Consider the following 12,362-nt stretch of genomic DNA (forward strand, 5'->3'; position numbering starts at 1 on the left):
TTCTAAACTCTTATGTTAGATAAAATGTGTGAAAGTCTTTTATTTCACACTAGCTCTCCTTGTATACCACCTCTGCCGGCAGATGCGGCACTGCCATAAATCGGGGGTAAATTAAGTCTCTCAATTACTCAAACCCATCTATCCCAATAGCAAAAAGCTACAGGGATAGCTTTATACTAATTATAACAGAACATTTGAAAAGAAACAAAATATATAATACATTATCCTATAAGGAGGAGGATGCTACTTCTTATATTCTTTTTCAAGAGAGAATAAACCAACAGATAAATCAGAATAAACCGATGAAATAAACCAGATAACAGCCATTTCCTTATTTAAAAAAATGTCATGATCATTAATCATCAATCGGGTAGGAGGTAGATAATTATTTTATCTACCGACCTCCCACACCACCGTACGTACGGTTCCGTATACGGCGGTTCTTTAGTTTTCATAAACTATCAGATAATAGTCAAGCATGGATGTATATCCTAGCTTGGCTATTATTTTATTAGAAAATATCTGGTTCAGCACTTGCGCCATGCGCCAGTACCCTTTTCTACTACAGGCAAGTTCTTTGGCTCTCCAATGCTCACATCCTATGGCTCTAAGCATTCTGTACTTTGTCTTGATTTTCTTCCACTGTTTCCAATAGACCGCTCGTATTCTGCGTCTAGCCCATTCATCTATGCCTTTTAGAAGATTCTTCATATCTGCGAGTTTAAAGTACTCTATCCATCCTCTCACAAACTGTTGGTATTTATCTTCTCTCGCTGTGTTGCTCATGCCATTGTTTCGGTCTGTCAGATTTCGTATTGCGTCTTTCATCTTTGTTACGGATTTCGGATGTACTCTAAATCTGCATTTACCTCTATATCTATAGAATGTATATCCAAGATATTTAACTTTACTGATGTGCGCGACTTGCGTTTTCTTCCTATTCACTTTCAGAAATAGCCTTTTCTCAATGAATGGTATGATGTTTTCCAAGGTTCTTTCTGCACTCTTTTTGCTTTTACAGAAAATCATGCAATCATCTGCGTATCGGACAAACCTATGTCCTCTGCTTTCAAGTTCCTTGTCCAACTCATTTAGCATGATATTACTTAGCAATGGACTTAATGGTCCACCTTGTGGCATGCCGACCTCTGTTTTCTTAAACACCCCTTTTGTTATCACTCCAGCATTGAGGTATTTATGTATCAAAGAGATAACTCTGCCATCTTTGATGGTTCTTCCCAATACCTCAATCAGCTTACTCTGGCATACGGTATCAAAGAACTTTTCCAAATCCATATCAACCACATATACGTAGCCTTCGTTTACATTCTTTTGGCATTGTTTCAGTGCATCATGTGCACCTTTTTTCGGCTGAAAACCAAAACTGTTTTCTGAGAACTGCTCCTCGTAGATAGGCGTTAGTTCTTGTATGATTGCTTGTTGGATAACTCGGTCAACCACGGTTGGAACTCCAAGCTTTCTGAACTCACCTTTTGTTTCTTTTGGTATTTCTACCCTTCGAACTGGGTTTGGCTTAAATCTGCCTCCCTTTATCTCTTGAATTAAGGTGTCTTGGTTTTCCTTTAAGTAGGGCAGAAGTTCATCCACCTGCATTCCATCCGTTCCACCTGCTCCTTTATTTGATTTCACTCGCTTATATGCCTTGTTGAGGTTATCTTTTCGCAAAATCAATTCCAAGAGATTATTCATCCAATAGTTTGTGATGATACCGCTCTTTTCAGTAATCTTCCCGTAGTCGAACACTTCTGCATCCTCTTTCTGTTCCGCAGATACCATTTGCAGATAGTCTTCCATATGAAGTTGTCTGTTCTTAAATCTACTATCAGTTACTTTCATTGCTTGTACCTCCTAAAGTTCAGTCCTTCCCATATCATTTGCAACTGAAATGGTACTATGACCTCGGCTGACTTCTCGTCATTCGTTGTTACTACAAGTTTCATACTCTGTTTTCACTTGCTGACGAGATCTCCCTGGGTACCACACGTTTCTTTCTCTCCATCCATCTGCCACATTTACTACAGTTAATTCCGAGTAGTTATTGGACTTTAACTTGTATTGCAGTCTTATCCTTAACTGTAGCCTGATGTGATTTCTGTTCGTCAGACCAGAGATTTGCCTCCACCTTCCTTCAGATTCGCAGTCACCCACGACACCCTTGGTCTTGGCTGTGTCTTTCCCACTACTAGGGCAGACTAGGGACTTTCACCCATTAGAAACGTGCGCCGCCAGGCGCACAATAAAAAACGCCACCACCCTGAATACTGGGTTGCAGCGTTTAATCCCGTACAATTCACTTTTATTATAAATCATCTTTCTCTGCAACATCATCAATAAAATTTATGGTCTTTGTATAGATCTCATTGATAATCGGCGTAAGTTGTTTTATTACATCATTTGCCTTCTCAACCTTTTCAGCCATTACATTATTGATAGCAATATCAACAATACCCTTCTGGGTTAGATTCTCTATGATCGCTTTATATTTTTTTATGATTTCTTCTATTTCATCCGTACCTTCTGAAAGCTCACGCGCCATTGTTATAAACTCACTGTCAACAATTACAACATTACTTGCCATAATATTATCTCCTTCTACTACATTTCATTTGCCAGCTTATTATCTGCGGTTTCAAAGGTACTTGAGGCGTAATTTAAATCCTTGATCAGGTCCTCTATGTATTCTTCCAGCTTTTTTGCTACCTTCGTAAAAGACTTGCCGGTGGTCAGCATGGCCTCTGCTGCCAAACCCGAGCTCTGATGCATCGCATATGATTTATTTGAATATTTTTGGATTCTATTTTTCAGCTCCGTCAGATCACTAACAGCATCCTTTATATTCGAATAATTTACTATTAATTCTTCCATCGTTTCTCTCCCTCCGATCGGCTAATCCAATAACTCCGCGACAGCGTTTAATTCATCTGTTTTTGTATTCAGAAATTTTGCAAAGCTGTCATCCAATTCCTGCACTTCTTCAAATATTCCCATCACTTTATTGATAAAGCCAATTCCAGCATCCAGGACAGAACCAGCTAAACTAAAAGCAACAGTCTGAATGGGTGAAAGAAGCAATCTGCCATACCACTTTTCCTGTAAGTATTTCTTATTCCAAATCCTCATATCGAAAAATTCTTCCGAAATGATGAGAGAATAGGCTTTTTTTAACTCCTCTAATATTCCGGCACTATAATCTCTAATCTTACCTGCAGCCTCGTCTACCAATTTATCTCTAGCAGCCTTGTTTGTTATTAATGTTATTGCATATTTGGCCAAATCTTTGACTTTGGAAACTTCTTTTTTTAATGCTTCCTTAAATTCTTCAAACTTTTTTGCAACTATTTTTTTTGCTTCTGCTACTAATTCACCTACCTTTTCGGCAGTACTTTCAATATATTCGACTAAACACTCTAATCCAACAGACGCTAATATAACAGCAGTTGAAGTAGCAATCACTTTAGCTGCAATTGTTAGGGTACCAATTGGATTTGACAGCACAGCTATAGCAGCGGCAGCCACCATTTCTTTACCTAATGTTGTAAGCTTTTTATCATCAACGAACAAGCTCTTGATCTCTTCTCCGTGAAGTAAGAAATATTCAAGGTCTTTTTTCATCGAGTTACCTATGGCAGAGGGCATTCTGTCAATTAACTTAGAGATCTTCCCCATAAACCAGGCTAATTTATCCATTTTACCATTTACGACATTTCCATGTTCATCATATTCCAGGCTTCGTGTATCATGTCTGGCAATTAAATAGTATGAATATTCCTTACGTTCATCTTGAAGATATTTTGAGGTATCACTATAATCTTTTATATCGGTTGTAACAAATTCCACACCCGGAACCGGAAATAGCAGATTACCTACAGCACTCCATTGATAATGCTTCATTATTCCAGACACAGCGTCAATCTCTTTTTTATTACTTTCCAAGAATTCTTTTGAAAAACCAGGTCCATCAAAATTAACACTTTGTTTAATTTTATCACTAAAATCATTAGCGGCTTTAATAGTAAAGTAATCAGAGAGATTTCCTCCCAAAGAATGTCCTGTGGAGGCCACATACGTATACTTATCCAAATATCCGTTGTTTTTAATTTCTGCTATGAATTTATCAACTATTTCATGCTGCAAAGTCTTTGTACTATTCAGCAATCCGATATCAGCATCAATCCAATCAAGTTTCAATTGATTATTTATATTTGGTTCTTCACTTCCACGAAATGCTACGATTGCTTCATTATTAGAGGTCTCGATAATACATCCATAAAATCCATTATCATCATTCGTATCATGAATCTGTGTGATTTTCCAGGAATCCAAATCAATCGATATATCGCCTTCTTTTATTTTATCCTCCAGATTTGCTTGTATCTTTATATCTTTTGTACTATTTATTATTTGCCTAATGGAAAATGGTGGTTTTTCATTTTTTATTTCTACCAGATAATTATATCCATAACTCAAATCCATATATGCTATCTGCGTTGCATCTCTTAGTTCTTTATCCGTATATCCCATCTTTACCTCCTATACGCTATTGAGTTACATTACTTTCTTCCAATGTTTCTAACATCTCTTGGACTGAATAATTTACCACACCATCCTTTATTCCATTATTTAATGAATATTTCAAATTATTCTCTTTCAATATCGTACTGGAAGGATATACTGTACTTTTAAAATAATCTTTGGTTTTTTTATACCCTTCTTCATCATAAAAATAAAACTTAGCATAAATACTAATTCCAGGATATATTTCATTCTCCTTTTCTAATACCTTTACGATCTTATCTAATGTTTCTTTATTCATTGCATCATTTTCATTCAAAATCACATATATGCCAAACTCGCAGTTTGGAATCAACTCTAAATACTCTTTAACTGTTGTATCAAGTGAAGTTACTTCTGGCACAATCGACATTTCTTCTTCTGTAGCCGGCCCTGCTTCTGCTTTACAGAATGCCTCCAGCCCATTTACGTCAAACTCTTTTATTATCTCTTGTGCAAAGTCGTTCCAGACTTTTGCTGTATAATAACTACTTTTATAAGAACCATCTAATTTTCCATCTTTATCTGCAAATACTGTAAAGCGTATTTCCTGATTACTCACTGGTGATACATATGCTTTATATTCCGTATCAAAGTTCGAGCCTTGTAGCCAAAAAACTTTAAACTCTTCACCTATTTCAACTTTTAGATTATCCTCTATTTTATTTTCAATTTTATCTTTTGCCATTTTACATCCTGTTAATCCAGCCATTGACATTGATATCGCCATAATTAAAATCCCCACTTTCATATATTTTTTTATAATTATCACAATTCTCTCCTTTCGAATTACAGCTTTTTATAGATGTATATTTTTTATGATTATCACAATCCTATCCTTTCGAATTACAGTTTTATTGATGTATATCCACCGGAACCGGAAACAGCAGATTGCGAGTGATTTATTTGATGTTTTGGGATTCTATTTTTCAACTCCGTCAAATCATATTACTAACAGTATCCTTAATTCCTCCATTGTTTCTCTCCCTCCAACCAGCTAGTCCAATAAATCTGCCACAGCGTTCAATTCATCTGCTTTTGTATTCAGAAATTTTGCAAAGCTGTCATCCAATTCCTGCACCTCTTCAAATACTCCCGTCACTTTATTGATAAAGCCAATTCCAGCATCCAGGAAAGAACCGGCTAAACTAAAAGCAACAGCCTGAATGGGTGAAAGAAGCAATCTGCCATACCACTTTTCCTGTAAGTATTTCTTGTTCCAAATCCTCATATCGAAAAATTCCTCTGATATGATAAGAGAATAGGCTTTTTTTAACTCCTCTAATATTCCGGCACTATAATCTCTAATCTTGCCTGCAACCTCGTTTACCAATTTATCTCTGGCTGCTTTATTTGTCAGTAATGTTATGGCATATTTGGCAAGGTCTTTGATTTTGGAAACTTCTTTTTTTAAAAAGTCCTTAAATTCTGCAAACTTTTTTGCAGCCATTTTTACTGCATTTGATACCAATTCTCCTACCTTTTCCACAGTACTTTCAATGAATTCGATTAGACTTTCTAGACCAACAGCTGCTAATACGACAGCCGCTGCAGTAACAATCACTTTAGCCGCAATTGCTATGGTACCAATTGGATTTAACAGCACAGCAACAGCTGCGGCAGCCACCAGACTTTTCCCCAATGTTGTAAGACCTTTATCATCAACGAACAGACTCTTGATTTCTTCTCCATGTAGCAGGAAATAGGTAAGGGAATCTTTCAGCGAGTTACCTATGGCAGAGGGCATTCTGTCAATTAACTTAGAGATCTTCCCCATAAACCAGGCTAAATTATCCATTTTACCATTTACAAGATTTCCATGTTCGTCATATTTCAGGCTTCTTGTATCATGTCTGCAAATTAAGTTATACAAGTATTCCTTATCAAAGTCATTCTGTAAATAAGTTGAGGTATCACTATAATTTTTTATATCGGTTGTAACAAATTCCACACCCGGAACCGGAAATAGCAGATTACCTACAGCACTCCATTGATAATGCTTCATAATTTCTGACATAACGTTAATTTCCTTTTTATTATCTTCCAGGAATTCTTTTGAAAAACCAGGTCCGTCAAAATTAACACTTTGTTTAATTTTATCACTAAAATCATTAGCGGCTTTAATAGTAAAGTAGTCAGAGAGATTTCCTCCCAAAGAATGTCCTGTGGAGGCTACATATGTATACTTATCCAAATATCCGTTGTCTTTAATAGCTGATAGGAACACATCAACTTCTGCCTGCTGTGGAGTCCGGTTATTATTCAGTAATCCTATATCTGCATTTATCCAATCATATTCGAACTGAGCATCTGTTGTTGATTCACTTCCACGAAAAGCTACGATAGCTTCATTCTCTGAAGTCTCAATAATGCATCCATAAAAACCATTGTCCTTATTCGTATCATGAATCTGGGTGATTTTCCATGAGTCCAAATCAATAGATATATCCCCTTCTTTAATTTTATTCTCTAGTTGTGCCCGCTTTTTCAAATTTATCGTGTTATTTATAATTTGCTTAATGGTATAAGGCGGTTTGACCCTCAATCGTACAAGCTCTTTATAACCCTCATTCAAGTCCATATATGCAATCTGCGTTGCATCTCTTAGTTCTTTATCCGTATATCCCATTGGTATCACCTCATTCACTATTGAATAACGTTATTATCTTCTAAAGATTTCAACATCTCATCTACGGATTCATTTACCTTATTATCTTTTATCCCATTCAGGCATGAATACTTTAAACCATAATCTTTTAATATCGTATCAGAAAGCATGACTGTTTTTTCATAATAAGCTTTACTCTTGGAATATCCCTCTTCATCAAAAAAGTAAAAAATACCGTAAATACTTATACCTGGATATACTTCATTCTCATGTTCTAATACTTTTACTATCTTATTTAACGTTTCTTTCTTCATGGCATCACTTTCATTCAAAATTACATCTATGCTAAAATGGAAGTTTGGATTCGTCTCTATGTACTCTTTTACTGTCATATCCAGGGAGGTAACTTCTGTTGTAGTATTCCCTGCTGATGCTTTACAAATTGCCTCTATTCCATTAGCATCAAATGCCTTAATTATCTCTTGGGCAAAGTCATTCCAAAGCTTTGCTGTATAATAACTAATTTTATAAGAACCATCTGGATTGCCATACTTATCAGTATACACAGTAAAACTAATGTCAGGATTACTAGCCAAGGATACCTCGGCTTCATATTCCGTATCAAAGTTCGAGCCTTGCAGCCAAAAAACTTTAAACTCTTCACCTATTTCAACTTTTAGATTATCCTCAATTTTATTTTCGATTTTATCTTTTGCTATTTTACATCCAGTTAATCCTGCCATCGACATTGTAATTGCCATAACTAAAATCCCCACTTTCATATATTTTTTTATATTTATCACAGTTTCTCTCCTTTCGAATTACAATTTCTTACCGATGTATATCTCATCTTGTACCTCATATGCACTATTGACTTACATTACTTTCTCCCAATGTTTCAAACATCTCTTGGACTGAATAATTTTCCATACCATCCTTCATTCCATTATTTAATGAATATTTCAAATTATTCTCTTTCAATACCGTACTGGAAGTATAATACCTGTTATATTTTGTTTCTTTCTGATTCTCTTCTTTCTGATTCTCTTCTTGCTGCCTCTCTTCTTTCAGCCTCTCTTCTTTCTTCTTCCTGGATACGAATTATTTCTGATCTGCATTGCCTGATAATCTCATTTTGTTCCTCTATCTCTTCTTGTACCTTATGTATCGCAGAGTTAACCTCTGCATCTGCATCATCAAATTTAGATAACATATTATACCGAAAAGTATCATCAACATTTTCTTGAACTTTATCATTTAAGCTACGAACGAGTGGCAATCTTGATTCCATCATCAATAAATCCTTTGCTGTTTTGCGTTTCTTCTCAATTTGACCCTGCGTTATATCTGCACCATTGGATACTTCACTCTTCATCGAATTTAAATTATCCAATTCATCTTTCAAAGAAGCTATCTTACGCTGTGCCTCTTCGATTCTACATTCATACCAATATATACCTGCCATAACCTTCCTCCTTTTAAAATTATTGTTTTACTGCATCATTATTAAACTAAAACATCTCAAATTATATTTACTATAAAAATACTTAAAGCAAACAAATTAAAACAAACTTTTTATCTGCTACTTCTCTAATACTAATATGACATAATTATAACGTATTAGGATATTTCTGTCAAAAATCTTCCATATTTTTGATATTCATTGGGGTGATTTTGCGCAAAAAAAGAAGCGGCTAAACCGCCACTTCAATTTTCTCTTTAAAATCATGTGTCTGATACTCTTTTACCTGAAAGCTGTCAACAGTAAATTTATAGAAATCTTTAATGTCACCGTCAATTTCTACAATAGGTGCAGCTTTTGGTTCCCTTTTTATCAGTTCCTCTACTATTGGTATATGCCTGTCATAAATATGTGTATCTGCAATAACATGGATGAATTCACCGGCTTCAAAACCACTTACCTGAGCCATCATTGCAAGTAAAGCTGAATATTGAAACTCATTGAAGCCACATCCAGCTGTAAGCATATCCTGGCTCCTTTGATTCAGCATTCCGTTTAATTTATTCCCTGTGACATTAAACGTCATAGAATATGCACATGGAGCCAAAGCCATTTCGTTCAGATCACTGTGATTGTATAAATTGGTAATGATTCTTCTTGAGGATGGGTTATGCTTTAGATCAAATAACACTCTATCCACCTGATCAAATAAACCCTCTTTATATTTATGTTTTACACCTAACTGATAACCATAGGCTTTTCCTATGCTTCCTTCTTCATTGGCCCATGCATCCCAGATATGGCTGCTTAACTCATTGACATTATTGGATTTTTTCTGCCACATCCATAAAATCTCGTCTATTGCAGACTTCCAAGCTGTTTTCCGTATCGTTGTCAAAGGGAATTCTTCCTGTAAATTATATCTATGAACAACACCGAACTTTTTAATCGTATACGCAGGTGTACCGTCTTCCCAACGGGGACGAACATTCATCCCTTTATCCCATACACCATTTTCTAATATATCCTTACAGGTTGCTATAAAATATTTATCTGCTAAACTCATTGGTTTCCCTCCTTCTCTATTTTATCGTTGTACTCTACAATAACCTAAAAGCCCGGTATTGATAATTATTAACCCTTGCTTCCTTATCAATACCGGGCTTATAGCATATCTTACTTAATGAATACTTCTTCTGTATATCGTTTGATATTAGAAGCATTAACGTACTTATTTACTTTGTCCTCTTCCAATACAACAAGTGTGGGTGCCTGCATGATTCCGTATTTTCTGGCAAGCTCTGGATTCTCTTCCGCATCCACTGTCATATAGGAGAAATCCTTTAAATATTCCTTGGCAATCTTACAATTAGGACAGGTCTTTGTCGTAAAGAGCATTGCTTTCTTTTCTTTTGATACAGCAACTTCTTCTTTTAATACCTCACTGCTGCTTATTACAGTTCGAAAGCCTGTCATTTTTCTGGATTTATTTACTTCATAGACCTTACGGTTCTTATACTCCTGTGATTTTCCTTCATTCCAGTTCTGAACAGGTCTGTAATATCCGGTGATACGGGAATATACTTCCGCTGACTGTCCGCAATGAGGACAGGTAAACTGCTCACCGCTTAAGTAACCGTGGTCACGGCAGATAGAATAGGTGGGTGAAAGGGTATAATAAGGCAGTTTGTAATTCTCCGCAATGGTCTTGACCAGCTTGGCGGCTGCCTGCCAGTCGGGAAGCTTCTCCCCTAAAAAGGCATGGAATACAGTTCCTGAGGTATAAAGTGTCTGAAGCTCATCCTGTATATCCAGGGCTTCAAAAACATCTTCTGAAAATCCTACCGGTAAGTGGGAACTGTTGGTGTAATAAGGTGTATCTCCTTCATTTCCCGCTGTTTTAATCTCCGGATAATGCTTCTTATCGTGTTTTGCAAGACGGTAGCTGGTGGATTCAGCCGGTGTTGCCTCCAGATTAAAGAGGCTGCCGTACTTCTCCTGGTAATCGGATAAACGCTCTCTCATATGATTTAATACCTTAACACTGAAGGCTTGTGTCTCTTCATTTGTCATATCCTTTCCCAGCCAGGTTGCATTGAGTCCGACTTCGTTCATTCCAAGCAGGCCGATGGTTGAGAAATGGTTGTCAAAGGTGCCAAGATAGCGTTTGGTATAAGGGTAAAGTCCTTCATTTAAAAGCTTTGTTATAACGCCACGTTTCACATGGAGGGAACGAGCGGAGATATCCATCATTCTGTCCAGCCGCAGGAAGAAATCCTTCTCAGAATCAGCCAGATATGCTATACGGGGCATATTAATAGTTACTACACCAATGGAGCCGGTACTTTCACCGGAACCGAAGAAACCTCCGGTTTTCTTTCTGAGTTCTCTTAAATCCAGACGAAGTCTGCAGCACATGGAGCGAACATCACTGGGTTCCATATCACTGTTGATATAATTTGAGAAATAAGGTGTTCCGTATTTTGCTGTCATTTCAAAAAGAAGACGATTGTTCTCAGAATCAGACCAGTCAAAATCTCTTGTTATGGAATAGGTGGGAATAGGATACTGGAAGCCTCTGCCGTTGGCATCACCTTCAATCATTATTTCAATGAAAGCTTTATTCACCATATCCATTTCTTTCTTACAGTCTTTATAGCAGAAATCTGTTTCCTTACCGCCTACGATACAGGGCAGCTCTGCAAGATCTGCCGGCACTGTCCAATCCAGCGTAATGTTGGAAAAGGGTGCCTGGGTTCCCCAGCGGCTGGGGGTATTTACTCCGTAAATAAAGGATTGTATACATTGTTTTACTTCCTTATAGGACAGGTCATCTATTTTAACAAAAGGAGCCAGATAGGTATCAAAGGAGGAGAAAGCCTGTGCTCCGGCCCATTCATTCTGCATGATACCAAGGAAATTGACCATCTGATTACAGAGGGTGGACAGATGGCTTGCAGGGGAGGAGGTAATCTTTCCAGGTATTCCTCCAAGGCCTTCCTTAATTAACTGTTTTAAGGACCAGCCGGCACAGTAACCGGTGAGCATGGACAGGTCATGTAAATGAATATCTGCATTTCTGTGAGCTGCTGCTACTTCTTCATCATAAATTTCAGACAGCCAGTAATTTGCTGTAACCGAACCGGAATTATGCAGAATTAGTCCTCCTACGGAATAGGTAACTGTGGAGTTCTCTTTTACACGCCAGTCCTCTTCTTTTACATAACTGTTAACGATTTCTTTATAATCCAGGATGGTGGATTTCATATTACGGATTTTTTCCCTGTTCTTACGATAAAGGATATAGGCTTTGGCTACATCAGTATAGCCTGTCTGTTCAAGGACATGTTCCACACTGTCCTGTACATCTTCCACTGTAATCTTATCTTCCTTTATCTTCTGCTGGAAATCTGCTGTTACTCTGAGTGTCAGCAAATTTATGATATCACCCGTATAGAATTTTTCCGTTGCCGTAAAGGCCTTTTCAATTGCTCCGGATATTTTAGCCAGATTAAAATCGGCTATTTCTCCATCTCTTTTTACAACCTGAATCATAATTTTCCCCCTTTTATTATCATTCCAATCCGTAACTATCTGCTGATACTTCGTCTAAATAACAAGTCTGCATAAGATACTGCACCAAAAAAAATATTCCTGTTACATGCTTATCTACTTGCAGCTGATATACTTGCACGAATCTGTTTGTGGATTACAAAATTT

10 protein-coding genes are annotated in these 12,362 nt (G+C 36.9%); all 10 read right to left on the bottom strand.

Features of this window, described 5'->3' with window-relative positions; genetic code table 11:
• Window positions 1-444: 444 nt before the first annotated feature.
• Window positions 445-1,857 carry a group II intron reverse transcriptase/maturase gene (ltrA, locus tag BR73_RS0123310; protein WP_033164476.1) on the bottom strand — a complete coding sequence of 471 codons (1,413 nt, stop codon included), beginning with the start codon at window positions 1,855-1,857 and terminating at the stop codon, window positions 445-447.
• Window positions 1,858-2,320: 463 nt separating this feature from the next.
• Window positions 2,321-2,599, bottom strand: a complete 279-nt coding sequence (locus BR73_RS0123315) for a hypothetical protein (RefSeq protein WP_033168222.1) — start codon at window positions 2,597-2,599, stop codon at window positions 2,321-2,323.
• A gap of 17 nt (window positions 2,600-2,616) precedes the next feature.
• Window positions 2,617-2,886: a hypothetical protein gene (locus BR73_RS0123320; protein WP_033168223.1), complete on the bottom strand. Its 270-nt coding sequence runs from the start codon at window positions 2,884-2,886 to the stop codon at window positions 2,617-2,619.
• Between the two features lie 21 nt (window positions 2,887-2,907).
• Window positions 2,908-4,542 (bottom strand): Mbeg1-like protein, encoded by a 1,635-nt coding sequence (locus BR73_RS0123325; protein WP_033168224.1) that lies wholly within the window; start codon window positions 4,540-4,542, stop codon window positions 2,908-2,910.
• Between the two features lie 16 nt (window positions 4,543-4,558).
• Window positions 4,559-5,344: a hypothetical protein gene (locus BR73_RS0123330; protein ID WP_033168225.1), complete on the bottom strand. Its 786-nt coding sequence runs from the start codon at window positions 5,342-5,344 to the stop codon at window positions 4,559-4,561.
• A gap of 225 nt (window positions 5,345-5,569) precedes the next feature.
• A complete protein-coding gene (locus tag BR73_RS0123335) occupies window positions 5,570-7,201 on the bottom strand; it encodes an Mbeg1-like protein (RefSeq protein ID WP_033168226.1) in 1,632 nt (543 codons plus the stop codon).
• Window positions 7,202-7,218: 17 nt separating this feature from the next.
• A complete protein-coding gene (locus BR73_RS0123340) occupies window positions 7,219-7,983 on the bottom strand; it encodes a hypothetical protein (protein WP_033168227.1) in 765 nt (254 codons plus the stop codon).
• Between the two features lie 203 nt (window positions 7,984-8,186).
• Entirely contained in the window at window positions 8,187-8,645 is a 459-nt protein-coding gene (locus tag BR73_RS0123345; RefSeq protein ID WP_033168228.1) for a hypothetical protein, read from the bottom strand.
• Window positions 8,646-8,874: 229 nt separating this feature from the next.
• Window positions 8,875-9,708 carry a thymidylate synthase gene (gene thyA, locus BR73_RS0123350; protein WP_033168229.1) on the bottom strand — a complete coding sequence of 278 codons (834 nt, stop codon included), beginning with the start codon at window positions 9,706-9,708 and terminating at the stop codon, window positions 8,875-8,877.
• 110 nt (window positions 9,709-9,818) lie between these two features.
• Window positions 9,819-12,197, bottom strand: coding sequence for a ribonucleoside triphosphate reductase (locus BR73_RS0123355; protein ID WP_033168230.1), 2,379 nt, complete (start codon window positions 12,195-12,197; stop codon window positions 9,819-9,821).
• Between the last annotated feature and the right edge of the window lie 165 nt (window positions 12,198-12,362).

The organism is Clostridium sp. KNHs205 (genome assembly GCF_000702945.1).
In the GTDB taxonomy this organism is placed as follows: Bacteria; Bacillota; Clostridia; order Lachnospirales; family Lachnospiraceae; genus Anaerocolumna.